The sequence below is a fragment of the Pseudoalteromonas sp. SIMBA_162 genome, assembly GCF_046535955.1.
Classification (GTDB): domain Bacteria; phylum Pseudomonadota; class Gammaproteobacteria; order Enterobacterales; family Alteromonadaceae; genus Pseudoalteromonas; species Pseudoalteromonas marina.
Genome location: NZ_JAWJBQ010000001.1, coordinates 195,439 through 220,651 on the forward strand (window position 1 = coordinate 195,439; position 25,213 = coordinate 220,651).

Consider the following 25,213-nt stretch of genomic DNA (forward strand, 5'->3'; position numbering starts at 1 on the left):
TTAAACGTGGCTTCAACGACTAAACTTCCACCAGTAATTGATGAGCCAGTGCAGCAAAATCTGCCACTGGCTTTTTTGCATGGAAAGGCCGTTGTTGATAAACCTGAAGACTTATATATTCCACCCGACGCACTTGAAGTTATTTTAGAAACCTTTGAGGGGCCGCTTGATTTACTTCTTTATTTAATAAAAAAACATAAGCTTGACGTACTTGAACTTTCAATATTTAGTATTACAGAACAATATGTTAGCTATGTTGAAATGATGAGCGAATTTCAATTAGAGCTTGCAGGTGAGTATTTAGTCATGGCGGCATTGTTAGCGCAAATAAAATCACGGCTGCTTCTTCCTGTTCACGAAGAGCTCGAAGAAGAGGAAGACCCTCGTGCTGAACTAATTAAACGCCTACAAGAATACGAGCAGTTTAAAAAAGCAGCTGAAAATTTGGATGATATTCCTCGTGTTGGCCGTGATATTTTCGTTGCTCATGCGGTAATGCCCATTAACGACGATAAAAGCAAAAACCTACCCGAATTAGAACTCAAAGATTTAATGCTTGCCTTAAGTGAAGTTATGGCGAGAGCTAAAACCTTTGAGCATCATCAAATAACAGCAGAGGTGTTATCAACCCGCGAGCGCATGAGTCAAATATTACACCAGCTTTCCAAAGCAAAGAGTGCAATTGTGTTTAACGAACTGTTTAAAGCATCAGAAGGTCGCAGCGGAGTTGTCGTAAGCTTTATAGCTATACTTGAGCTTATCAAGGAAGGGCTTATTACTTGCCTGCAAGTTAATGAAGAGAGCTTAATATACGTAAGCCTCAGTGAATAGCCGTTTCGAGTAAAACTTAAACACCCTCTTTACCCACTAAATTCCCTTATGTAAACCACTTATGTGCATATACGCACACAAGCTGTTTGCACATGCTATTTTACTGTGCACTTCTTTTCTATATCTTGTCGTTATCAAAACACAGGATTTTAATTATGTTTAAAAACACCTCACTCTCATATGGGTTAGTTGCAATTATATTGCATTGGTTAATGGCGTTTACCGTTATTGGCTTATTTGGTTTGGGTTTATACATGGTTGAACTTACCTACTATGACAGTTGGTACAAAGGTTCTCTTGATTTACATAAAAGCATCGGAATTACGCTTGCAGCTATTTTGATTTTTAGAATTTTATGGCGTGTTTTTTCTAAACAGCCAAAACCGCTAGGTACAAATACTAAAGTCAATCAACTAGCACATACTGCCCACATAGCTATGTACATTTTATTAGCTGTGATTGTGGTAGCTGGTTATTTGATCTCAACTGCAGATGGAAGGCCCATTGAAGTTTTTACCCTGTTTAATGTGTCTGCTCTCGACTTTGTTTTTGATGATCAAGCTGATATAGCAGGAAAAGTTCATTACTACGGTGCATGTATATTAATTGGTTTTGTTGTTTTACATGCATTGGGTGCACTAAAGCACCATTTTATAGATAAAGATAAAACTTTAATAAGAATGATTACCCCATTGAAGGAAGATTAATATGAACAAACTATTACTAAATACAGCTGTATCGGCGGCTCTCGTTTTATCAGCATCGGCTGTAAATGCTGCTGAATATGTTATTGATACAAAAGGGGCGCATGCTTTTGTGAACTTTAAGATAAAACATTTGGGTTACAGCTGGCTACATGGACGTTTTAATACGTTTGACGGTGAATTCAGTTATGATGCAGAAAAACCTAATGCTTCGCAAATAATGGTAAATATAGATACAACCAGTCTTGATTCTAACCATGCAGAGCGAGATAAGCACTTACGTGGTAAAGATTTTTTAAATGTTGATAAATACCCAACGGCTACATTTAAAAGTACTAACATTACATTTAACAACGATGATTCAGGCAAAGTAACTGGTGACTTTACATTACATGGTGTGACAAAAAGTATTACCTTTGAAATAGATAAAATAGGTGAGGGTCAAGACCCGTGGGGTGGTTACCGCGTTGGATTTGAAGGCGAAACAAGCCTTAAATTAAGTGACTATGGCATTAACTATAATTTAGGACCTGCGTCGACGCATGTTGATATTGGGTTATTTATTGAAGGTATTCGTAAATAAGCAGGGTTGTAATTATACAACTAACTTTGAAAGCGCCACATTACGTGGCGTTTTTTTCTTAGTTCATTCTTGTTTTTAGCAATGGCTTTAAATGCTCGGGCAACCACTTTGATAAGGCATTTATGTATGCATCAGTTTGTTTGATTACTTTAAGGTGTTTGTTTAGCAAAGCAATATTTTTAATCCCTTGCTCGGTTTTAGTGCAACCTATAAAACCATAGCTTAACGCAGGTGCTTCAGTTAATGGTCTTTGGGTTAAGTTATCCTGAAAGTTCATAGATTTAGCTAAATAAAAATGTTCACTTGGGTAGCCAAGTAAAATATCAATGCGTTTTAAGTTAAGCATATAGGTAAGACTAGCTAAGCTATCTCGGGTAGGGCGAATAACAATGTCAACATCGGGCGTTGAATTAATTATACTATCAATAGCTTCCCCATAAGAGCGGCTCAAAGACACGCCTAATGTTAGCTTTTTCTCTTGTAGTAAATCATACAAAGACACCTCAGCGTCGTTTTTAAGCGATAGCGCATTTGCTAGCTTTTTATGAAGTGCAACAGAGGGAGATAAACCAACAGTAGAGCTTTCTTGTGTAAATACCATTTGTTGCTTTCTGTTTTCGTTTTTATAAAGAGAAAGTACGCACGCGTCATTCGTTTTATCAGAAAGGGTTTGAATTAGCTTACTTGCAGGCACCACAACACGATTGAATTTGATATGAGGTAGTTGGTCTTCGAGTAATTTTATGATTGTTTCGTCGCGGCCTTGGCCCTGATACTTACCATTTAATATATAGTAAGGTGCAAAGTCGTTGGTTAACCAGTTAATTGTTTGAGCATGACAAACTGAAGTTAGAGAGCAACAAAATAAAAGAGTGAAAAGTACACGTAACATTGCAGTAACCAACGAATGTAATTGGATTATTGTTTTAACACTTAAGTATTAAAAAGTAAAATGCCAGCAACAAGGGCTGGCATAATATTACGTGTTATCGCGCATGGGATTGCGATATAGCTTTGCTTAGCTAACTTTTAGCCACTTAACAAATTGACGCGCATCGCTAGCTTTTTGAAACAATGCGTTTTTTAAACCTTGTGTATCACTAAAGATAACACGATGTTTATTAACTGAAATTGATTGCACAGGATGTGCTATTTGGATCATAGATCCGTTATATTTATAAGACATAATAAAACTCACTTTATTCTTGTAATTTATTCTGCGCTATTTTTTATAGCAGATTGCAGTCAATAAATTAACGATGTTGTGTTTAGCTTCATTACAGTGTTGACGATCTTTATGACACTTTTACGATGATTGTAAAATTCATCTCGGTATTATTTAAGGGGTACTCGCCGTACAATAACTTAGCTTTCAAATATACGTTGTGCGGGGCTTACTGGATCAGGGTAAATAGGTTAACCGCAGTGGTTTCTTAAAACCAGAGAGGGAATGTAACCTAAATAAATTATGCTCGCAAGTTATTTGTATAGTTTTTGTAGTGTAGACTTTATCAACTGGGTTAAATACTTTGAATTACACCAAAAGGGAATCGTATGCATTACATAATAGTAAGTGATATTTACGGAAAAACACCGGCTTTACATGACTTTTGTAAAACATTAAACACTCAGTTCACCCTTGTTGAACCTTACAGTGGGAAAGAGCAAGCTATTGAAAGTGAAGAACTTAACTATAAACATTTTATAAAAGCATGTGGCCACAACGTGTATACGGCAATGCTGCATAAACAATTTGATAGACTCACAGAGCCAACAATTTGCATTGCCTTTAGTGCAGGGGCTAGTGCCGCATGGCGAGCCCAGTTATTAACAAGCAATCCACATCTTAAAAAAGTGGTTGGTTTTTATCCATCACAAATACGAAACTACTTAGATTTAGACGCAAGTGTACCCTGTGAGTTTATTTTTCCTTACGATGAGGTGCACTTTGATGTGACTGCTGTTATTAATGAGCTTAATAAAAAACAAAACGTAATTTGCAAACCAACAGATTATTGTCATGGATTTATGAATAAGCGTTCTTTAAATTATAATGAACAGGCTTATCAATACTTTTGTAACTATTTAACTTCAAATGATTTTTAGCATCTTGGTGATAGACGCCTAACTTTAAAATCAATACAGCTCAAAGTGTGTTTATTAATTTTTTAGTCACGTTTGGAAAGTCAGTGCGGTTTTTATACTCTGCATATAAAGAAGTAAAAATACTACTACGTGAGAGTTTATCTAGGTCTTTGATAAACGTTTTAGCACTTGAACGCGCTGTTCTACAGCATAGTTGATAGGCTTTTATTATCTCAGCAAGGGTTTGACCTTGCTGGTGAAGTGCTAAATCGGCTTCAACAAAAAATGCAGCGCCTGTCCAATACACACGTTGCTGTGCACCTTGATTCCACATATCAGCAGAAAGCTCACTTAAGGGCTGCGACTTGGTTTTGCTTTGTAGTCTGGCTCTATTAAACCCAGCATCTAATCGTTGAACAAATTGCGCTTGGGTTATTACACCGCTGTCTCGCATAATTACGTTTTGCATATAACTAGCAAACCCTTCACTTAACCAAAAAGCAGAGTAGGGGAAAAGCGGCAAATATAAATGCGATAGCTCGTGATATAGGGTCCAGTCTTTAGTAAATGCATTTAAACTTGCAAATCTATCAATATGAAGTTCAACCCCATCGGGATTGCTTCGCTTTACCGTTGCCCATGGTACAGGCTCAAATGCAAAATATTGCGGCTTTAAATAAATAGGCAAGGTAGTTTGCTTTAAAGGTCCAAGCGTATTTTTAGTTTTTTTTACACTCTGATCAATCCAGGTAGAGACAACTTGTTGGCCATTTTTAGACAGCGAGTCTAGCTCGTGTATGTCAACCTCAAGAGCGTAGATGTTTAAAGAGTATAAAAATAACAACGTCCACAATAATTTCATTAAAACCCCTCTATATTTAAAAACTAATACGAACCGTACATGCTATAAGACCATCCTTTTAACTACATAAGCACATCGTATTTGTTATTTTTTAAACTGATACCAACTATAAAAAGGCAATTAAAGACATGCCTTAATTAACATGGTTTAATCGACCATATACATTGATTTATAGGCTTTAATGATGCAATACCAACATATAAAAATGCCAGAGCAAGGGCAACATATAACGGTAGATGAGCAAGGGCAGTGGGTTATTCCTTCAGAGCCTGTTATTGCCTATATTAATGGAGATGGAGTTGGGCAAGATGTTATGCCCGTTATGAGAAATATTGTAGATTGCGCTATTAAACACTGTTACAAAAACAAGCGAAAAATACATTGGATGCAAGTGTTTAATGGTGAGCAAGCAGCCAAGCTTTACGACGGTGATTGGTTTCCACAAGAAACAATACAGGCAGTAAGAGCCTGTAAAATAGCAATAAAAGGGCCATTAACTACGCCTTTGGGCGGAGGATTCCGCTCTTTAAATGTTGCTTTACGTCAAGAAATGGATTTATTTGTAAATATGCGCACTATCAAAGGGTTTAGTGCTTTGCCTTCTCCTTTAAAAAATCCTTTTTTAACCAACATTACGGTTCTTCGTGATAGTAGCGAAGATGTATATTCGGGCATTGAGTGGCAAGCAGGCAGCATTGAAAGTGAAAAAATGCTCGACTTTTTATGTGAAGAAATGGGGGTAACGCGCCTTAGGTTTTCACAAGATTGCGGCATAGGTATAAAAAATATATCCAAAGAAGGCTCTGAACGATTAACACGTTTTGCTCTTAATTTTGCCCTTAATAATAATCGAGATTCTGTCACTTTTGTTCATAAAGGCAATGTGCTTAAGTTTACTGATGGTGCATTTAAACGTTGGGGCTTTGCACTCGCCAAAAAGGAATTTAATGCTATTGAACACGAAAATGGCCGCTGGCTGAAAATTGAGCGTACTGGGCAGGCGCCTCTAATAATTAAAGAAGTCATTGCCGATAACATGCTGCAACAATGTTTAATGAACCCTGAGCAGTTTGATGTAGTGGCAACTACGAATCAAAATGGGGACTTTTTAGCCGATATGCTCAGCGCTCAAGTGGGCGGTGTAGGTATTATGCCTGCTGCAAACTTGAATAATGATGTGGCTTTTTTTGAACCTACTCATGGTACATTTGAGCGAATTGCAGGGCAAAACAAAGCGAATCCAAGCAGTAGTATTTTGAGCGCAGTACTCATGCTTAAATTTATGAAATGGGATGAGGCGGCATTAACTATTGAAAATGCTTTAGAAAACACATTAGCAAGTGGGTATGTTACTTTTGATTTAACCCAGCAAGGCATTGATACTTCAAAAACTCATAACTCGACAACCTTAAGCTGCACAGACTTTGCAGATAAAGTTATCGAGCACTTTTAAACACATTCATTATTAAGCTGCTGAGGCAGTTTTAACTGTGTGCACGCATGGGCGATTAGTTAACTGTGCGGCACGATGGTAGATGTCGTGTGCATTTGGTTCATCGCATTGTGTACCACTAAGCGTATCCATTAAAGCAACAACAATGATTGCAGGAACCTGGCAGCAATATTCATCAAGTACCGCTTCAGTTGTTTGCGCATCCACATGACAGTGCGGATGGTTTTGCAGTTGGTAAGCGTTCAATAGTGTTTGTACTTCGAGTACATCGTTTGGTTGGTGTTTAGTTTTACGACAAGTACACCCAAACTCATCAACTAATGTCGCCAGTGTTTGGTAAACATCTGTTGTTTGTAATGTTGCTTTAGAACATAACTGCTCTTCAATGAACTGATGTAAGTTAGCGTCGATGAATAACCCGTCTTGGCGTGTGAAAGAAGCTGTTGTCATAATAAATACTCTTAGTTTGTTGGCTTAACTTCACTCTAGCGCTAACTCTATTATTAATGAAATTGTTGTTTTCAATAACTGATATTGATTAGATCAATATTAAGTTTTATTCATTTAATTTACGCTAAATTTATTGGCTTCTTTTTTATTTAATTTGGTGCAAAAAATAAATAAATGCACAAAAGTGGTACAAGTTTCAGCAGAGGGAATATGGGATTCTTGGTTAAGGTGTTGAATTAATTTAAAATAAAAAACATGGTATCGGCTTTGCAAATTACTAATGAGTAAGGTTACTCCCCTTACTAAGACTTATACGACTCCAAAGCAAAACATCGAGACACTCACTTTATTAAAGTGAGTGTCTCGATGTTTTATTTATTGAAAAATTAGTTTTTAAACGTTGTGTTTTTCTTACCTCTCACCGAGGCCGTCATTTTTAGTATGTATTTACTAGTAAATTGAATGTGTGCATTTAGATTTTTCAGTATTTTTTGAAAAACGTAATGGATATTTTAAAATTTACCTATCTGCTACTGTTTTAGCGAACTCAAGCATTTCGCGGCGTAACCATTGATGCGCTGGCGCATGGTGAAGCAGTGGGCTCCATATCATTTTTACCTCAATAGGCACTATTTGAAACGGGGGTGGACTTATTACTAAGTTAGTATGTGTTGTTAATAGCTTAGCTTGCCTACGTGGTAATGTCGCCACTAGTTGCTCTGATTGACAAAGTAAACTGGCAATCATGTAGTGGCGGGTAAATACCCTAATTTTACGTGTTTGCTCTAACTGCCAGAGTGCTTCATCTACCCAGCCTAATTTTTGTTTACCTGACTTATTAGTTACTGCGGCTTCAGGGCCCCAACCAGCCCGGTTTACCCAAATATGTTCTTTTTTGAGGTAATCATCGAGTGTGGCGTTTTGTAAAAAAGTATTCTTGGGGTGTGTTAAACAGCAGTAGTTATCGCGCCATACTGTGGCTTGGTGAAACGATCGCGGTAATCCGTTAAAGCGATTAATAGCAAGGTCTATGGTGCCTTTTTCCATGTCTTGTAAGTTAACATCGCTTGGACTTAAAACGTCAAAATTAATACCCGGATTTTTATTTAATTGCGCTGTTATAAATGGTGCAATTAACGTTGACTCTAAATAGTCGTTTGCCATTATTCTAAAGGTTATTTCAGCCGTAGCGGGGTTGAATTGCTCACTAGGTTGAGTAATTGCTTCAGCCATTTTTAATAATGATTCTATTTCGGGTTTAAGCAGGAGTGCTTTAGCTGTTGGGGTCATTGACCCTGCAGCGCGAACAAGAAGCGGATCTTCAAATAAATCGCGTAATCGCTTTAATGCATTACTCATTGCCGGTTGTGTTAGCGCTAATTTATTGGCGGCTTTAGACACACTTTTTTCGTCTATAAGCACGTTTAAATAGACGAGAAGGTTGAGATCGACGTTACGTATATTCATTAGATCAATCTTATTTATTTGCTGTATTAATTATCTAAATTAAAGCCTGCTTGCTAAGGTGTAAACAATTAATAAAAAATAACCGCCATAACGGGTAAAAATATAAGTGTTGTTAACATGCCAAATACGTTAATCGATGATTCAAATAATGCTCTTCAAAAGGTGATTGCAACTAAGCTTGCACGTGCTGTATTTGCAGGGTTTGATGCGATGTTTGCTGAGTTTTTAAATATAACACTTGGTGCACAAAGTCGGTTTGAGCAGCGCCAATATCATGATGTACAACGTGCAATGCGCGATCGGTTACAAGTTTATGAGCGCCAAGTAAAAAATGTGAGTGAAGCGGTTAAAATAATTGCTTATCAAGAACTAGACTGCCCACACACATGGCAACTAGCTAAAAACATTTATGGGGATATGGTTGAGCACCATGAGAATAAACCCATTGCGCATACATTCTTTAATTCAACATTTGGTGCTATTTGGGACGATAAAAAAATTCGTACAGTGCATTTATTCGTATTAAAAGCCAAATACCGAAGTGAACCACGCTCATTTGAAAGTTTAGTAAGTAGAATATCGCTTCAAAATGGGTTTGAAACCGCAATTTCACAGCTTATTACTACGCAAATGTTTAGAGTTCCATTTTGCCAATTAAATGCCGATTTAAAGCGTTTAAAGCAAACCCTAATGCAAGGTGCTAAGCATCAATGTAAGCAGGTCTATGAACTGATAAATTTAAACGACGGGTTTATTGAATACGCAAACTCGTTATTTTTTAGAAATAAAGCCTGTTATTTGATTGGCCGTTGTATCGCTAAAAATGGCGATAATATGCCGTTTGCTATTGCCATTTTAAACACCGAAAAAGGCTTAAAAATAGATGCGGTTATGATGGGCGCCGATCAATTAAGTTTACTATTTGGCTTTGCTCGTACTTATTTTATGGTAGATACAGACCAACCCGCGCGTTATGTTGATTACCTCAGTGTACTTATGCCGCATAAAAAGCGTTTTGAATTATTTAACGCTATTGGCTTTATTAAACACGCTAAAACCGAGTTTTACCGCTACAAGGTCGACACCACTAAAAATAGCCCCGCAAGTTTTAAATATATAAACGCACCTGGTACACCTGGCATGGTTATGCTGGTATTTACTATTGAAGGCTCAGATTACGTATATAAAGTAATAAAAGATAAATTTAGTGCACCAAAAACCGCAACTAAAGCACAAGTAAAAGAAAAATATAACTTTGTAAAGCAAGCCGACCGAGTAGGGCGATTGGTAGATACCCACGAATTTAGGTATTTAGCGTTTGATTTAAGCCGCTTTAGTGAAGAACTATTAACGCAGATGAAAACACATATTGGCAGCAGTTTAGTTATATCGGGCAAGGCACTTATTTTAAAACATGTGTATGTTGAACGAAAAATGACACCCCTTAATTTATATATTAACCACTGCGATAAACACGCATTGGACCATGTGATGCTTGATTATGGAAAAGCAATTAAAGATTTAGCTGGGGCGAATATATTTCCAGGTGACATGCTAATGAAAAACTTTGGCGTTACTCGCTGGGGGCGTGTTGTGTTTTACGACTTTGATGAGATTTGCCCACTAACTCAGTGTAATTTTAGAGATGTACCTCAAACACAAAATGCATTAGAGGAGTTAAGTAGTCATTCTTATTTTGATATTGATGAAAACGATATATTTCCCAGCCAATTTAAGGTTTTTTTTAGCGCAAATGCTCATGCATTTGAGTGTTTTAACACCCACCACAGTGACTTATTTACAACAACCTATTGGCAACAGTGCCAGCAGCAAATACAAAATGGTTTTTTACCTGATGTTTACCCTTACAAGCAAAGCTGGCGGTTTAAATAGAAATAATTACCCCCATGTTTAAAGTACAACTTTAGTTAAAGCAAAGGAGTGGTAATGAAATATATTTCCCATGAAAGCGGAAACCTAGCCTTTAGTAATACCCGTAAACCGCAGCTAAAAAATCATGAAGTGCTTGTTAAAGTGGCTGCAATTGGCGTGAATCGTGCTGATTGTATGCAACGCCAAGGTAAGTACCCAGCCCCAAAAGGCGACAGCCCAATTTTAGGTTTAGAGTGTGCAGGCACTGTGGTAGAGCTGGGTAAGGAAGTTGATAAAAGCTGGCTCGATAAACGCATTTTTACACTGTGTGCAGGTGGCGCTTATAGCGAATATGTTGCCGTAGATGCTAAACAATTAATGGAACTACCCGATGATGTAACTATGGTTGAAGGTGCAGCCATAAGCGAGGTGTATTTAACTGCTTTTGGTGCATTATTTGAGCTTGGCAAACTTCAACATGGGCAAACGGCATTGATACATGCAGGGGCCAGTGGCGTAGGTGGTGCCGCTATCCAAATGGCAAAAAGTGCAGGAGCAACTGTTGTGATAACCGCAGGTTCTGATGAAAAATGCCAACACGCTAAGTCGCTGGGAGCAGATCATATAATTAACTACAAAAACACAGACTTTGTAGATTACATGCAAAGCCATAATTTAACCGCTAATGTAATTGTTGACCCCGTTGCAGGCAGTTATTTAAACAAAAATGCCCGAGTTGCTGCCATGGATTGCCAAATAATTATGCTTGCCTTTTTAGATGGGCGTTTTGCTGAGGTTGATTTTGCAGCCCTGTTACGTAAAAGGATTTCGTTTCATGCTTCAACCCTTCGTAACCGCAGTATTGATTTTAAACGCCAACTAAGAGATGACTTAGTAGAACGCTTTTACAACGACATAGCATCTAAAAACTATGACTTTAATGTGTACAAAACGTTGCCATGGACACAGGCTCAAGAGGCACATGCAATATTAGAGCGCAACGAAAACGCGGGTAAAGTCGTATTGCTTGTAGAATAACGCTTTATTTTACACGTTATGCCCATATAATTCAGTCATACACACGTTATTATAAAACCAAGGTTAAAAATGAATCCAATAATTGCAATTTTAAAAGAACATAATGTAAGTGATGACAAAGTAAAAGCGTTATTCGATGCGTTTACACAAAACCCAATGATGGCTATGGCGCTTGTACAGGAGCTTGGCATACCGCCTGAAAAGCTTCAGCAATTAATGGCTGTTGTTATGACACAACCTCACTTAATCAAAGAGGCTACCGATGAGTTAGGTTTAGACTTTGAAAAAGTAAAAGAAGCGAAAGAAAAGCTTAATCAGTAATAAGGTCTAAGTATTCGTTAAAAAGAAGCATAAGCTTAAGTTTATGCTTCTTTTTTTGTACATAAATTTTGCTGCTTATTCTTTTGGAAGAAGAACAGTGTCAATTACATGGATTACGCCATTACTTGCTTTAACATCTGGCATCATCACGTTAGCGTCGTTTACCATCACACCCATGTTTGTTTTAATCATTACCGACTGCCCCTGGAGTGTTTTGGCACTATTTAACTTAGCCACCTCTTTTGCCATTATTTTTCCAGCGACAACATGGTAGGTTAACACTGCCGTTAACTTCTCTTTGTTTTCTGGCTTTAGCAGCATCTCAACGGTACCGTCAGGTAACTTTGAGAAAGCGGCATCAGTTGGTGCAAAAATAGTGAATGGCCCTTTGCCTTTTAGAGTATCAACTAAACCGGCTGCTTTTACGGCTGCAACAAGTGTTGTGAACGAGCCATTTTCAACCGCAACATCAACCACATCTTTATTCATGCCATGATGGTTGGCTTGCGCAGAAAATGAAAAACCTATGCTTGCGGCGGTAATTAAAATTGCGGTGGTTATCTTCTTAAACATGTTAGTTTCCTTTAAGTTAATATTTGCTAAATTCCTAAGATGCTACGCTGCTGAAAATTTAATCGATCAAAAACGTTTTTTGGTCAAACATCTTTTGTTACATCCTTTTTTGAACTGCCAAAGCGCTGTTAGGTCATACCATTACTTGATCAATTAAAGGGAGCAGTTATGAAAGTGCTTTATAAATTTTGGAAAAATAATCGTTCACTCATTGTATTCATTGCCTTGATGAGTGTGTTTAGAAGCGCAGTAGCCGACTGGTACGAAGTGCCTACGAGCTCAATGAAACCTACAATTGAGCAAGGAGATAGAATTTTAACCGACAAAATGGCGTACGACTTACGAGTGCCTTTTACGCATATTTCTTTGCTTAAAATTAACGAACCACAGACAGGGGACATTATTGTATTCGACTCACAAGCGGCAGATAACCGGTTAATTAAACGTGTTATTGGTGTGCCTGGTGATACCGTTTCTTTGGTAAATAACGAATTAATTATTAATGGCAAAAAGCTTAACTACGAACATGTGCAAAATAATATCGATTCGGTTGATAAAGTAGAGATATTAAACGGTAAGAAGCACACTATCAGGGTGGCAAATGTACCATCCCAATTAGCTGGCTTTGAAATGATCACCATTCCAGATGATTACTATTTGGCAATGGGAGATAACCGTGACAATAGCGCAGACTCTCGCGTAATTGGTTTAATCCCTCGTGGTGAACTACTCGGAAAAGCAAATAAGGTCATTGTTTCGCTTGATTACGATAATTACTACATACCAAGAAAAGAGCGTGTTCTGCTCTCTTTAAACTAAGTGCATTTTGATTTGTTTGAACAGAGTATTAAGTATTTGATGTAATTTAAGTATTGAACAATACCTAGTGATTACAGCAAATTAAAGACCTTTAATCAGTGGGTATGTCAGTTAAATAGTCATGAACTAACTGGGTAAGAGCTTGCTTGTCAGCGTGGCTAGTAATCACTTTTGAAAAATCACTACTAATGGCTACACCGCAAGCTCCTGCGTCAAACCACTGAGTAATGTTATTTAAATTTATCCCGCCAACGGGCATTAAATTGGCGCTATCAAATGGGCCTTTTAATGCCTTAAAATAGTCAATTCCCATGCTACCTGCTGGAAATACCTTAATAATATCCGCATTATACTCAATCGCGTTAGCGATATCTGTTGGCGTTAAAGCCCCCATTAAAACAGGTAAATTATGCTGATGGGCAACTGACACAATACGCTTATCAGTATTAGGGGTTACTATAAACTGTGCACCTGCATTAATGGCTCGTTGAGCTAGTTTAGTATTTGTGATGGTGCCTGCACCCACCAAAATATGTTGATGACGAATACGTGCATTTTTAATTTCTTGCTCAAACCCTGGTGTATTAGAGGTGATTTCAAGCACTTTTATACCAGCCTCAACTAAGCAATCGACAAGTGGTGCAACATCTGATTGCTTTTTTAATCGAATAATAGCCACTATTTTGTGCTTTAAAATTTTGTTGCGAGTTACAGTCTTTTCTTGAGAAACCGTGCTAGGCATTGTATTACTTTTTTATTATTTATTGGTCGATGTTACAAAAAATCGATAAAAGTCGCAAATAGGATAAAATAACATATAAAAAAACCGCTGAGAGTCAGCGGTTATTTTATTCATATGTGTAAATTTACATTACACGCATTCCAGGTTCTGATCCGTCGTCAGGATTAAGAATATAAATTTCTTTTCCGCCAGGGCCTGCTGCAAGTACCATACCCTCAGACATACCAAAACGCATTTTACGCGGTTTAAGGTTTGCAACCATTACTGTTAGCTTACCTTCAATATCTTCAGGAGCGTAAGCTGATTTAATGCCTGCGAATACTTGACGCGTTTCGCCGCCTAAATCAAGGGTTAGCTTCAGTAGTTTGTCGGCGCCTTTTACATGCTCTGCTTTTGCAATTTTAGCAACACGAAGGTCTACCTTTGCAAAATCGTCAAACTCAATTTCTTCGCTAATAGGTTCTTTTGCAAGAGGGCTATTTGGGTCAATTGTTACTTTCGGCTCTAGGCTTTCTTTAGATTCTTCAACCATTTTGTTTACTTTGTCCATTTCTACGCGTTGCATTAACGGTTTAAATTTATTGATTGAGTGGCTTACTAGTGGCGTCTGTACTGCATCCCAAGCAAGATCATCGTTTAAAAACGTTTCTACGTTTTGGGCCATAGCCGGTAGTACTGGTTTTAAATAGGTAATTAAAACACGGAACAAGTTAAGACCAAGCGAACACACATCGTGAGCTTCTTGTTGCTTAGTTTCGTCTTTAATTAATACCCATGGTGCTGCGCCATCAATAAATTGGTTTGCTTTGTCGGCAAGGGCCATAATTTCACGAATTGCGCGACTGTATTCACGGTTCTCAAAATGGGTGGTAATACTTGGCGCAGCAGCTTGGAACTCTTCGAGAAGCTCTGGTTGCATAATGGTTGCGCTTAATTTTCCATCAAACTTTTTGGTAATAAAGCCTGCGCAACGGCTCGCTATATTAACGACTTTACCAACCAGATCTGAATTAACACGTTGTGCAAAGTCTTCTAGGTTTAAATCAAGATCGATAATACCGCTGTTTAATTTTGCAGCGTAATAGTAACGTAAGTATTCTGGATTTAGGTTGTCTAGGTAGGTACGCGCTTTAATAAACGTGCCCTTTGACTTAGACATTTTTTCGCCATTTACAGTAACGAACCCGTGTGCAAATACGTTAGTTGGTTTTCTAAATTTAGCGCCTTCTAGCATGGCTGGCCAAAATAAGCTGTGGAAGTAAATAATGTCTTTACCAATAAAGTGGTAAAGTTCTGCTTCTGAGCCTTCAGCCCAAAATGCGTCAAAATCAATCCCTTTTTTATCACACAGGTTTTTAAAGCTGGCCATGTAACCAATTGGCGCATCTAGCCATACGTAAAAGTATTTACCTGGGGCATTTGGAATTTCGAAACCAAAGTAAGGCGCATCACGGCTGATATCCCACTGTTGTAAGCCGTCAGTAAACCATTCGTCTAGCTTGTTAGCCATTTCTTGTTGAATAGTACCTGAGTGTAGCCATTCTTTAAGCATGCCTTCAAATGCTGGTAGGTCAAAAAAGTAATGCTCAGAATCTTTTAGAATAGGCTCGGCACCTGACATAACAGAGCGCGGGTTTATTAATTCGGTTGGGCTGTAAGTTGCACCACACGAATCACAGCTATCGCCATTTTGATCTTCAGACTTACACGTTGGGCAAGTACCGGTTACAAAGCGATCAGGTAAAAATATGCCTTTTTCTGGATCAAACAATTGCGAAATAGTGTGCTTTTTTATATGGCCCGCATCGTTTAAACGGTTGTATATTAATTCACTAAATTCTTTGTTTTCTTGGCTATGCGTGCTGTGGTAATTATCAAACTTAATGTTGAAATCAGCAAAGTCGCGTTGGCGTTCAATGCTCACATTTTTTACCATTTCTTCAGGTGTGATCCCTTGCTTCTGTGCATTAAGCATAATTGGTGTGCCGTGGGCATCGTCTGCGCAAACATAATACGTTTCATGGCCTTGAAGTTTTTGAAAACGTGACCAAATATCAGTTTGAATATATTCCAATAAATGACCTAAGTGGGTTGGGCCATTTGCATAAGGTAATGCGCTGGTAATCAGGATCTTTCGCTGTGCCATAATCATTCCGAATTGAGGATAAAATACCGTTTTTACTATTTAAACGGCTGTTATCATTAATTTATCTATAAACAGGTGGCTATGCGCGCACACTGCTTATGGATTTTTATTAATTGACTGGTGTTAATGACCTGAATGTTACATAATTCCGAGGCACTTTTCATCAAAGAAACGCTATTTAATTGCTATGTTTGGACTGTCGAAACTTTTCTCTTCTAAATCGGTGCAAAAACAACCGATTATTGCTGCTTTAGCGGCTTATCGTAGTGCGGCCTTTGCCGTAGGAATTGACGAAAGCTTTATTGAGTCAATTTCTGAAAACGACGATAAATCAATACAAATTAGTCTTACTTTACCTTTTGCTGCGCAATCAGAAATCCCCCTTGTAGAGCAGCATGTCAGTGATGTTTTAAATATTGAAATTTCAATAAAGGCTAAGGTTGATATCCAAGAGCCTGCAAAGTTTAAAGGAATTAAACATATTGTACTTATTGCTTCAGGTAAAGGTGGGGTAGGTAAATCGACTACAGCTGTTAATTTAGCGGGTGCATTAAAAGCTGAGGGAGCAAAAGTTGGTATTTTAGACGCTGATATTTATGGTCCTTCAATACCAATGTTGTTGGGCCTTGTTGGTGCTGAGCCAAAAACAAAAGATAACAAACAATTACTACCGTTTGATGCCAATGGCATTAAAGCCCAATCTATCGGCTTTTTAGTACCCAGTGATGACGCAACAGTATGGCGAGGCCCAATGGCATCGGGTGCACTTAGTCAATTACTGAACGAGACTGATTGGGGCGAGCTCGATTATTTAATTGTAGATATGCCCCCAGGTACAGGTGATATACAACTTACCATGAGTCAAAAAGTACCTGCCAGTGGGACTGTTATTGTAACTACGCCTCAAGATTTAGCACTCGCTGATGCCCAAAAAGGCATCGCAATGTTTAATAAAGTAAATGTGCCAGTACTTGGTTTAATAGAAAATATGAGCCATTACGTTTGCAGCCACTGCGGTGAGGCAAACCATGTATTTGGCAAAGAAGGCGCACAAAAACTAGCCCACAAGCATGGCGTTCCGGTACTTAGCCATATTCCCCTTGCCATTGATATTAGAGAGTACTCTGAGCAAGGAAAACTTATTGCTAGCGATAACGATGCGGCAATAAGCAAAACATACAGCGCAGCAGCTAGGCTTATAGCCAGCACGCTATATTATCAACAGCATCACAACAGCATAGAAATTGTGATTACAGAAGATTAAAAGCATGAGACTTTCAGACACACATATTAAAGAACACCTAAAAGATGGCCGAATAGTTATAGAGCCTGCTCCGAGTAGTGAGATGATATCGGGTGTGACAGCAGATTTACGTCTTGGTAATAAATTTAGAACGTTCAATGCCCATAATGCAGCCTACGTTGATTTAAGTGGTCCAAAGGATCAACTCAATAAAGCCATGGAATCAATCATGAGTGAGGAAATTGAGCTTGCAGACGGTGAAGCGTTTTTTTTACATCCAGGTGAACTCGCACTTGCAATCACTTATGAAAAAGTAACGCTACCTGCCGATATTGTAGGGTGGTTGGATGGGCGCTCATCGCTTGCGCGTTTAGGTTTGATGGTGCATGTAACAGCACACCGAATTGATCCCGGCTGGAGCGGTAATATTGTATTAGAGTTTTACAACTCAGGAAAATTACCCTTAGCGCTGCGCCCAATGATGAAAATTGGCGCTATGAGTTTCGAAATGCTTTCAGGGCCTTGTGAAAACCCGTATAACATTCGTAAAGATGCTAAATACAAAGACCAGAGTAGCGCAGTTGCAAGTCGCATAAGTGATGAAAACAGCTAAACCTTATCGGGTAAATTATGAAGCGCATAACCCAATAGTTGAAAATAGTGGTTAAGCGCTTTATTTGCCTTGGCGGTATGTTGTGCTGGTGGGTATATTAAATTACTGGATTGCAAACCGTCCACCAAAAAACTGTTTTTTATATTTGGGTGTGCATATATACAGGCTTCAAAACAGCGAGCTGCAATTTCTTCAGGCATACTCATATAATTCATATTATGGGCTTGGTCGTGTTTAATACATGCTTGCACAAATTCATTGGCATTTTCGCCACTTGCATCTAAAAATACTTCTTTATAAAAGCTGTTCAGTGCGTCATTGAGTGGGTGCATTAAATTTGGTGTATTTGAAAGCCAAAGCTTTGAAGCAAATCCATAGCGTGGTTTTACTTTAAATAAATGTTCACTAATGTGGTGATCGAATGCATGAAACCACTCATGCGCGAGCGCACCACCGCCCGCATTTTTAGCAAGTGCTAATGTTTGACTGCCTGCATTGTAATGCGCTTGCACACCTTTTTGACCACCGTGCCCAAATGCAAAATTTAACTTTCCGCGCAGACCAATTGCTTTAGGTGGTAAGTGCAGTATTTGCGCAAGGTCGGCCAGCGCATCGTAAATTAAATTAGCGCTAATATAGCGCTCTTCTTTGGTTACCCATTTACCAACCACCATTGATCTGAACCCAAACGTGGTTCTTATATCGCTAAAATCAACTTGGTCATCAAAGCGATAGTCGGGGCCTTGACGAGTAAATCCTCGTTTTAATCTATTTGGGTAATGTCGCATCTGTTTATCAAAAGCTAAATTTAATTTAAGTAACGTGCTTTTACGTGCTCAGGCATATGTTGGGTTTGTTTATTAATTAATTCTTCTAATAAAGTAAACAAAGGCTCTGGGTTTAAATGTTCTATTAAGCTTAAGCTATGAGCAACGGCTTCAAGTGTAGAGAGGCTATCGGCACGGGGTGCTTTACGTATTGTATAACGATTTTTAGGTAGTTTATTAAAACTCACTGTTCTAAATTGATTGAGTGCAGGGGTGAGTTGCAAAATTTTATAGGCTTTTTTCCATGTGCCATCGATCACAATTAAATGAGTGATGTGCTTATGTTTTGTGGAGCTTGGTTCATCTAGGCAGGTGGCGTTTTCGTTTGGGTAAAGCAGTACTGTTGATTCTTTTGGCAAACTATTTAACATACTAAAGTCAGCACTGTTTTCACCTTTGATTATTTCGCAATCAGTTAGACTTAAGTCGAGTAATTTAGCCGTGTTTTTTGCTATTTTTTCTTCGCTGGGGTGTTGTAGAATAATAACTTTAACTTTGTTAGTTATTGTTTCAATAGCGCTGCATACACAGGTATTAAGTGCAAAATTACAATGAGTACAAAGAATGCGTGCCATTTTAAAAACTTTCTCTCTATTATTAACTTGTAAATTATACATTTATGAAAGCAATTAAGTTGGTTTTTTTTCATTTATCAATATACAGTAGTTATATCAAATACAATGAACATGGATAGTTGAAGGAATTAAATAATGACAGACATTACCATAGATACATCAGCGTTAGAGAATATGAAATCTTTATTGGGCGAGCAGTTTGCTGATACGCTTGATTTTTGTTGTGCCGAGTTTGAACGTCTGGGCTCTGAAGTTATGGCAACCATTGGTAAAGATAAAGAGGCAGCGATTCGTCATTCTCATAGTTTAAAATCAAATGCCGCGCAGTTTGGTGCGTCTAGTTTAGCTGATGTTTCGCGCACCATAGAGTTAAGCTTAGTTGATGATGACTTAGCTAAAGCGATGGATGCTTGTGCCAACTTAATGCCACAGGTAGAAGGCTCTCAAACAAAATTTAAACAATGGTTAGATGCACAATAGTTAACGTGAATTAATTTCAGTTTTAAGCTGTTAAATTTACTGGTGTTATATATTTACTCGGTTAGTCTAGTAGGCAACCGGGTTTTTATTGTTGAGATAAAATAGACCTTACTTATAAAACTCAAATTACAAAGGTCATCAGGCGCCAGCTAGTAGAGGTAAAATGTCAGATATAAAAAAGAGTCATAAATTAGAAGGCGTATGTTATGACATTCGTGGACCTGTTTTAGCTCAAGCTAAAAAAATGGAAGACGATGGTCAAAAAGTCTTAAAATTAAACATCGGTAATCCAGCTGCATTTGGTTTTGATATGCCTGAAGATATGCATCGCGATATTATCCGTAACCTGTATTCTGCCCAAGGTTATTGTGACTCTAAAGGACTTTACTCAGCCAGAGTAGCTGTGTACCAACATTATCAACAACGTGGGTTAAACAACTTAGACGTTGATAACATTTATATTGGTAATGGGGTAAGTGAACTAATCCAAATGATCACTCAAGCTTTGCTTAACAACGACGATGAAGTGCTTATCCCCGCGCCAGATTATCCGTTGTGGACTGCGTCAGTTAAGTTAGCGGGCGGTAATCCCGTTCATTATTTATGTGATGAAGAGCAAGATTGGTTTCCTGATATAGATGACATAAAAAGTAAAATCACCTCTAAAACCAAAGCCTTGGTATTAATTAACCCGAACAATCCCACTGGTGCGGTATACAGTGATGACCTGCTTAAGCAATTAATAGATATTGCGCGAGAGCACAAGTTACTGTTGTTAAGCGACGAAATTTACGAAAAGATTTTATACGATGGAGTTAGCCACACTTCAATTGCTTCATTGTGTGATGATGTGCCAATGATTACTTTTAATGGTTTAGCTAAAACTTACCGTGCTGCTGGGCTAAGAATGGGGTGGATGGTTTTAAGTGGTAAAACATCAGCCATGGACGACTTAAGTAAAGGGTTAGATATACTCTCGTCAATGCGTTTATGCGCTAATGTACCTGCCCAATATGCAATTCAGCAGGCATTGGGTGGTGTGCAATCAATTGATAACTTAATTAATCCGGGCGGGCGATTATACGAACAACGTGATATTGCATGGCGCGGTTTAAACGCGATTGAAGGGATTAGCTGTAAAAAGCCAAAAGGCGCTTTATATGCGTTTGCTAAGGTTGATACTGCACACTTTAATGTAAAAGACGATGAGCAAATGATGTTTGATTTGCTCAAGGCCGAAAAAATATTGTTAGTGCATGGGCGTGCGTTTAATTGGCCAGAGCCTGATCACTTTAGGTTAGTGTTTTTACCTAATAAGGATGACTTAACTGACGCCATGCAAAAAATGCAGCGTTTCTTTAAAGATTATCGCCAGTTATAAAACTTTATAAAAAAAACGAGCCTGTTGGCTCGTTTTTGTTTTTAAAGGCGTATTATTAATATGCTTTATCTACTCTTACGGTATTATCGCCTAAATAAACTAACCTCACATTATCGCCTTTTTGAAATCGCATACCTTGGTCTAGGTCTTGAACTACCATAAACTGATCGCCATTTTCTACCTGAATTAGTAATTCAACTAACTGAGTTTGTTTGTAATAGCTACCTTGCTGACTATTGTTAGCAACGCTACCACCGATAACTGAGCCTAAAATTGTGGCTATAGCACGACCGCTGCCGCCACCAAATTGATTACCAATAACACCACCAACAAGTGCGCCCCCAAACGTTTTCCAGCCGTTCTTTTTGTCTTGTATTAGTTCTTGCTCGGTGATGTTTCGTACAGATTTAATGTCACCAAACAACACTTTTTGAACTGCTACGGCTTTATTTCGCTCGTATTTAGCAAAAGTGGGTGCACTTAATGTAAGTAAAGCGCACATAATTACAGCAATTGCTTTCATAACTTACTCCTACCGGCTTACCAGCCAAAGGTTGATTTTTCTTTGGTTTTGCGAATTTCAGTTTCGTCCGCCCATTCAATAAGTCCGCTTTTCATATCCATTAAACGCATTGTGAATTTATAATATACGTCTGATTTATCTGCATTTGTTTTAACAATGCTTGATAAGTTGCCATACAACATATATTGCGCACCAATTTGTTGTCCAAATGCAACCGCTGTTGCTGGGTTCACTAATGCATCTTCGTTTTGAAAGGTTAGCTGTTCACGTACAGCTTCAACACGTGTCATGTCTACAAAGCGAAACTTACCGCTGCGTAGCATTTGCGTAGAGATAGAATCAGTGATTGATTCTGTATCAATATGCTCACTGGTTTTGTTTTTAATACGTTCCACAAACACAACAGGACGGTTATTTTGAGTCATGCTTCCCACCACTGGCGAGCTTAGTAATGAGTCGGTCATTTGGCTCGCGACTTTTTGTAAATCGGTAGAACCAAAATTTATATCAGTTGTTTCAACTGCTTGAGCGTCACCATAGCTAACTACGGCTTTGTTAGCACAGCCGCTTAAGATCAATGCACTGAGCCCGACCAATGCGTAAGTGGATGCTGTTTTAAATGTCGTGTTCATAATAGTTTCCTTTAATCTTTAAATTCTTGAGATTCAGTTGATACTTTTCTAACTGCTAGTGAAAATGTAACAGCATCAGAGCTAGGCGCTAAACCTGGTAATTGTGTATTAGCAAAACCAAATAAAGTTAATGGCTGCCACGGTGAATGATTTCCTTTAATCAAAAATCCATCTTTATCAAACCATTTAAATTGATACTGTAAATATTGTGACTTTTTATATTGACTAGATAGGGTAACCACCACATCAGTTAACTGATTTGTTTGACGCGTTTTAACGTCGGTAATGGCGAGTTTTTCACCTAAATCAGGGTTATCCACTCTAAGTTGATCATTAAAATTTCCTTTATTTTGTTCAACCGCTATACCTGATGTAACAGGCTGTGTTGCACAAGCACTTAACAGTAAAACGGCACACATTGGCACTATGTATTTCATGGTGTCTCCTAGAGTTGAACTACATGGTAGTTAAAATATTTATTAATAGAGGTTAGGTAAATTAAAGTTAACCCTTGCTTACTAACGGTAAAACTAATAGGCGGTTGATTGCCTATATTTAATATATGTTCACCTGCCGTCAGACTTTGACGCGCTACAGCAATTTGATTTGGTAATGTAAGCCAGCTTCGGGTGTCGGCTTGCTCTGACGCTAAATTATATATATTGGCTAAAATGTTGCCTACATCTCCTGCGCTGCGCGCAAGCTCAGCGCGAACTTTTTCTTTAGTTATGAGCCGTAATACTTGGCGTGTAATTTTGCCTGGTATTTCTTGTTCAAGAGTTTTAGCGGCTAGGGCTTCTAAATAAACTAATGGCGCTAATGCTACTTTTTGTCCAGCAATATTCACATTTTGTATAGGGCTAATGTAAGCACTGTCTTTATATACGGGCATAGCAAGGCTATAAAAACGAACATCACCTCTACTTGTATCAATCGGTAGCCTTAATTTAAATTCAGTTTGTTTGGGCACGAAACCTTGCTCAAGTAATACGATTACCTCACCATGGTTAGGCTTTAAAGTGCTAAGTTCGCCAAAACGTTGTGTGTATTCGTCAAATTCTTGCTGAAACCCTTGTTTTTTAGCTAGGCGAATTACATCTTGCTGTAAATATTTATTATTTGGTTGAATAGCTAACGCTTTTTTGTAGTCTATGTAGGCGTCGTCGAACTGTTTTGCACTTTGGTAAAGCAAAGCCGATAAGTAAAAAGTGTATGCGTTTTGAAAGCCGTTTTTAACGTCTCTTGTCACATTATTCATACTTGGATAATGCTGCTGCGCTTCGTTTTTTTCTGAATCTATTTCTGCTTCATTCTCGCTAAGCGCATCAGCTTGTACTTTATTAGCTCGGCGAATTTCGACCAGTGCGCCTTCAACATCATTTTTATACACGTAGTTAAGCGCTTTATAACTATGAAGCATGCTCATCTCGTAAGCAGGTGGTACATAGGTAATTGCCGAGTCATTCGTAAATAATGCATTACTTTGTTCAAGCCCGGCACTTAGTTGAATCTTTGCTGCTTGGCGTTTAGTTTGCATTTGAACATATACGTTTTCGAATTTGCTTTGAGCGTTATCAGCTGAATTAGTAAGGTCGTTGATACGCGCTTGCTCAAGTTGGTTAAGCAAGTAACTACTGTGTATAGTGCTATTGTCTGCAATTAACGATTTAGCTTGTTGTGGGTTATTATTTTCAATAGCATTTCGCACTGGCGTCATTTGTGTGGCGTAATCGTTAAACAGGTCGTTAAACCCTATAGAGCTACAACCACTTAAAATAAAACAAACGCTTAAAATTATACTTCTGCGCACACAGCACTCCTTTTAATCTACTTAAGCAGGTTAACACACTCACTTTAAACAAGAGTGTGAAACATTGTAAAAAAACGTAGAGCCATATCATCGTTAAGGTAAATATGCATGTTCTATGTGAATAAGGCGTGAATTTAGTAATGTGTGAAATAGACAGCGAAAAGTTAAGGTCTTATTAAGTTGAAAGTTTTTGCACACTTTGCCTTATGCTGTATAAATAACTTACTTTTATAGCAGTTTAAGTTATTTAACTACTCACCCATAAAAAAAGATTATTTAACAACCATATTTAGGTTAAAAAGGATTATTTTGAAAGCAGCTATATATACATTTATTGCTTTAATAGCATTTGCCGCCAATTCTTTATTTTGCCGAATGGCATTAGCTGAGGGGTATATAGATCCCTATAACTTTACCATCATTCGTTTATTAAGCGGTGCTGCATGTTTAGGTATTATCATGAGCGTTTATACTTATAATCTAAAACGTAATGGGTCATTTAATGATGCTATTTTAAGTGATACAGGGAGTTGGCGAAGTAGCATTAGTTTACTTGTTTATGCACTTAGTTTTTCGGTGGCCTACGTTGAGTTAGATACCGGAACAGGCGCTCTGATTTTATTTTCAGCCGTGCAACTTACGATGATTGGTTGGGGTATATATAAAAAAGAACAATTAAGCGCCGTGCAGTGGGCTGCATTTTTGATTGCTGTTACGGGGTTTGCTTATTTGATGTTGCCCTCAGCGGCGGTGCCCTCGCTAATAGGAGCGGGATTGATGGCCATAAGCGGTGTTGCTTGGGGTATTTACAGTATACGTGGCAAAGTATGTGTATCGCCTTTACGAACGACAGGGTTTAATTTTATTAGAAGTTTAGTAGCGCTCCCCATCTTATTACTTGTTAGTATGAGCTACTTTAACGCACTTACCATAGAAGGCATTTTACTCGCGAGCGCTTCTGGCGCTTTAGCCTCTGGCATTGGCTATAGTATTTGGTACGTTGCAATGCCATTACTTAAAAGCACGCAAGCTGCGGTTGTACAGTTGTGTGTGCCGGTAGTTGCAGCGTTTGCAGGTGTTATTTTTTTACAAGAACAATTAACGGTTGAATTTGTTATCGCCAGCTCAGTTATATTAACAGCGGTACTCATATTTATTTTAAATAAAAAGAAGGAGTAGTCCT

General features: G+C 38.2%; 28 protein-coding genes. 14 read left to right on the plus strand and 14 right to left on the minus strand.

All coding sequences use genetic code 11. The annotated features are described in order from the left end of the window. Positions 1–6 precede the first annotated feature (6 nt). The 3 genes from R0J88_RS00840 (at position 7) to R0J88_RS00850 (ending at position 2,118) form a co-directional block, all read left to right on the plus strand. Positions 7–831, plus strand: a complete 825-nt coding sequence (locus R0J88_RS00840) for a segregation and condensation protein A (RefSeq protein WP_410898776.1) — start codon at positions 7–9, stop codon at positions 829–831. A gap of 155 nt (positions 832–986) precedes the next feature. After that, positions 987–1,538: a cytochrome b gene (locus R0J88_RS00845; protein ID WP_410898777.1), complete on the plus strand. Its 552-nt coding sequence runs from the start codon at positions 987–989 to the stop codon at positions 1,536–1,538. Position 1,539: 1 nt separating this feature from the next. Beyond that, positions 1,540–2,118 (plus strand): YceI family protein, encoded by a 579-nt coding sequence (locus tag R0J88_RS00850; protein WP_410898778.1) that lies wholly within the window; start codon positions 1,540–1,542, stop codon positions 2,116–2,118. Between the two features lie 58 nt (positions 2,119–2,176). On the opposite strand, the gene R0J88_RS00855 is transcribed toward R0J88_RS00850, so the two are convergent. Together R0J88_RS00855 and R0J88_RS00860 are read right to left on the minus strand one after the other, a co-directional pair. Beyond that, positions 2,177–3,010 carry a transporter substrate-binding domain-containing protein gene (locus R0J88_RS00855; protein WP_039036843.1) on the minus strand — a complete coding sequence of 278 codons (834 nt, stop codon included), beginning with the start codon at positions 3,008–3,010 and terminating at the stop codon, positions 2,177–2,179. A gap of 126 nt (positions 3,011–3,136) precedes the next feature. Continuing rightward, positions 3,137–3,304, minus strand: a complete 168-nt coding sequence (locus R0J88_RS00860) for a hypothetical protein (protein ID WP_008131463.1) — start codon at positions 3,302–3,304, stop codon at positions 3,137–3,139. Positions 3,305–3,672: 368 nt separating this feature from the next. On the opposite strand from R0J88_RS00860, the gene R0J88_RS00865 reads away from it, so the two are divergent. Continuing rightward, positions 3,673–4,224 carry a hypothetical protein gene (locus R0J88_RS00865; RefSeq protein ID WP_410898779.1) on the plus strand — a complete coding sequence of 184 codons (552 nt, stop codon included), beginning with the start codon at positions 3,673–3,675 and terminating at the stop codon, positions 4,222–4,224. Between the two features lie 40 nt (positions 4,225–4,264). Here the strand turns inward: R0J88_RS00865 and R0J88_RS00870 are convergent, their stop codons facing one another. Next, entirely contained in the window at positions 4,265–5,065 is an 801-nt protein-coding gene (locus R0J88_RS00870; protein WP_410898780.1) for a hypothetical protein, read from the minus strand. A 184-nt stretch (positions 5,066–5,249) separates the two neighbouring features. On the opposite strand from R0J88_RS00870, the gene icd reads away from it, so the two are divergent. Then, the gene (gene icd / locus R0J88_RS00875; RefSeq protein ID WP_410898867.1) at positions 5,250–6,518 is read left to right on the plus strand and encodes an NADP-dependent isocitrate dehydrogenase; all 1,269 of its coding nucleotides are present in this window, start codon (positions 5,250–5,252) and stop codon (positions 6,516–6,518) included. 12 nt (positions 6,519–6,530) lie between these two features. Here icd and R0J88_RS00880 read toward each other — a convergent pair whose 3' ends face one another. Next, positions 6,531–6,968, minus strand: a complete 438-nt coding sequence (locus tag R0J88_RS00880; RefSeq protein ID WP_006792199.1) for a hypothetical protein — start codon at positions 6,966–6,968, stop codon at positions 6,531–6,533. 519 nt (positions 6,969–7,487) lie between these two features. Next, the gene (locus R0J88_RS00885) at positions 7,488–8,435 is read right to left on the minus strand and encodes a LysR family transcriptional regulator (RefSeq protein ID WP_008131472.1); all 948 of its coding nucleotides are present in this window, start codon (positions 8,433–8,435) and stop codon (positions 7,488–7,490) included. A 117-nt stretch (positions 8,436–8,552) separates the two neighbouring features. Here R0J88_RS00885 and aceK point away from each other — a divergent pair, with 117 nt between their 5' ends. The 3 genes from aceK (at position 8,553) to R0J88_RS00900 (ending at position 11,666) form a co-directional block, all read left to right on the plus strand. After that, positions 8,553–10,328, plus strand: coding sequence for a bifunctional isocitrate dehydrogenase kinase/phosphatase (gene aceK, locus R0J88_RS00890; RefSeq protein ID WP_410898781.1), 1,776 nt, complete (start codon positions 8,553–8,555; stop codon positions 10,326–10,328). A 54-nt stretch (positions 10,329–10,382) separates the two neighbouring features. Next, positions 10,383–11,345, plus strand: coding sequence for a zinc-binding dehydrogenase (locus tag R0J88_RS00895; protein ID WP_410898782.1), 963 nt, complete (start codon positions 10,383–10,385; stop codon positions 11,343–11,345). A 69-nt stretch (positions 11,346–11,414) separates the two neighbouring features. Then, a complete protein-coding gene (locus tag R0J88_RS00900) occupies positions 11,415–11,666 on the plus strand; it encodes a DUF2999 family protein (RefSeq protein WP_410898783.1) in 252 nt (83 codons plus the stop codon). A gap of 75 nt (positions 11,667–11,741) precedes the next feature. On the opposite strand, the gene R0J88_RS00905 is transcribed toward R0J88_RS00900, so the two are convergent. Continuing rightward, a complete protein-coding gene (locus R0J88_RS00905) occupies positions 11,742–12,239 on the minus strand; it encodes a fasciclin domain-containing protein (RefSeq protein ID WP_410898785.1) in 498 nt (165 codons plus the stop codon). Between the two features lie 168 nt (positions 12,240–12,407). Here R0J88_RS00905 and lepB point away from each other — a divergent pair, with 168 nt between their 5' ends. After that, complete coding sequence (gene lepB / locus R0J88_RS00910; protein ID WP_410898786.1) at positions 12,408–13,058, plus strand: signal peptidase I; 651 nt, start codon at positions 12,408–12,410, stop codon at positions 13,056–13,058. 91 nt (positions 13,059–13,149) lie between these two features. On the opposite strand, the gene R0J88_RS00915 is transcribed toward lepB, so the two are convergent. Together R0J88_RS00915 and metG are read right to left on the minus strand one after the other, a co-directional pair. Continuing rightward, positions 13,150–13,800 (minus strand): bifunctional 4-hydroxy-2-oxoglutarate aldolase/2-dehydro-3-deoxy-phosphogluconate aldolase, encoded by a 651-nt coding sequence (locus R0J88_RS00915; protein WP_410898787.1) that lies wholly within the window; start codon positions 13,798–13,800, stop codon positions 13,150–13,152. A gap of 124 nt (positions 13,801–13,924) precedes the next feature. After that, complete coding sequence (gene metG, locus R0J88_RS00920; RefSeq protein WP_410898788.1) at positions 13,925–15,946, minus strand: methionine--tRNA ligase; 2,022 nt, start codon at positions 15,944–15,946, stop codon at positions 13,925–13,927. A gap of 187 nt (positions 15,947–16,133) precedes the next feature. On the opposite strand from metG, the gene apbC reads away from it, so the two are divergent. Together apbC and dcd are read left to right on the plus strand one after the other, a co-directional pair. Further along, on the plus strand, positions 16,134–17,210 hold the full coding sequence (gene apbC, locus R0J88_RS00925) for an iron-sulfur cluster carrier protein ApbC (RefSeq protein ID WP_410898789.1): 1,077 nt from the start codon (positions 16,134–16,136) through the stop codon (positions 17,208–17,210). 4 nt (positions 17,211–17,214) lie between these two features. Then, on the plus strand, positions 17,215–17,802 hold the full coding sequence (gene dcd / locus R0J88_RS00930) for a dCTP deaminase (RefSeq protein ID WP_006792188.1): 588 nt from the start codon (positions 17,215–17,217) through the stop codon (positions 17,800–17,802). On the opposite strand, the gene R0J88_RS00935 is transcribed toward dcd, so the two are convergent. Further along, entirely contained in the window at positions 17,799–18,590 is a 792-nt protein-coding gene (locus R0J88_RS00935) for a CLCA_X family protein (RefSeq protein ID WP_410898790.1), read from the minus strand. The two genes, dcd and R0J88_RS00935, sit on opposite strands and share 4 nt — an antisense overlap. 20 nt (positions 18,591–18,610) lie before the next feature. Continuing rightward, positions 18,611–19,204 carry a tRNA-uridine aminocarboxypropyltransferase gene (locus tag R0J88_RS00940; protein WP_305399084.1) on the minus strand — a complete coding sequence of 198 codons (594 nt, stop codon included), beginning with the start codon at positions 19,202–19,204 and terminating at the stop codon, positions 18,611–18,613. A 135-nt stretch (positions 19,205–19,339) separates the two neighbouring features. On the opposite strand from R0J88_RS00940, the gene R0J88_RS00945 reads away from it, so the two are divergent. After that, the gene (locus R0J88_RS00945) at positions 19,340–19,684 is read left to right on the plus strand and encodes an Hpt domain-containing protein (RefSeq protein WP_008131485.1); all 345 of its coding nucleotides are present in this window, start codon (positions 19,340–19,342) and stop codon (positions 19,682–19,684) included. A 163-nt stretch (positions 19,685–19,847) separates the two neighbouring features. Next, positions 19,848–21,065 (plus strand): pyridoxal phosphate-dependent aminotransferase, encoded by a 1,218-nt coding sequence (locus tag R0J88_RS00950; RefSeq protein ID WP_010557496.1) that lies wholly within the window; start codon positions 19,848–19,850, stop codon positions 21,063–21,065. 55 nt (positions 21,066–21,120) lie between these two features. Here the strand turns inward: R0J88_RS00950 and R0J88_RS00955 are convergent, their stop codons facing one another. From R0J88_RS00955 to R0J88_RS00970, 4 genes are read right to left on the minus strand one after another with little or no spacing between them, the layout of a single operon-like run. Further along, complete coding sequence (locus R0J88_RS00955; protein WP_410898791.1) at positions 21,121–21,588, minus strand: glycine zipper 2TM domain-containing protein; 468 nt, start codon at positions 21,586–21,588, stop codon at positions 21,121–21,123. 17 nt (positions 21,589–21,605) lie between these two features. Then, positions 21,606–22,220, minus strand: coding sequence for a penicillin-binding protein activator LpoB (gene lpoB / locus R0J88_RS00960; RefSeq protein WP_010557495.1), 615 nt, complete (start codon positions 22,218–22,220; stop codon positions 21,606–21,608). Between the two features lie 11 nt (positions 22,221–22,231). Further along, a complete protein-coding gene (locus R0J88_RS00965) occupies positions 22,232–22,657 on the minus strand; it encodes a YcfL family protein (protein ID WP_010557494.1) in 426 nt (141 codons plus the stop codon). Between the two features lie 8 nt (positions 22,658–22,665). Beyond that, on the minus strand, positions 22,666–24,030 hold the full coding sequence (locus R0J88_RS00970) for a COG3014 family protein (protein ID WP_410898792.1): 1,365 nt from the start codon (positions 24,028–24,030) through the stop codon (positions 22,666–22,668). Positions 24,031–24,339: 309 nt separating this feature from the next. Here R0J88_RS00970 and R0J88_RS00975 point away from each other — a divergent pair, with 309 nt between their 5' ends. Continuing rightward, positions 24,340–25,209 carry a DMT family transporter gene (locus R0J88_RS00975; RefSeq protein ID WP_010557492.1) on the plus strand — a complete coding sequence of 290 codons (870 nt, stop codon included), beginning with the start codon at positions 24,340–24,342 and terminating at the stop codon, positions 25,207–25,209. The last annotated feature ends 4 nt before the right edge of the window (positions 25,210–25,213 follow it).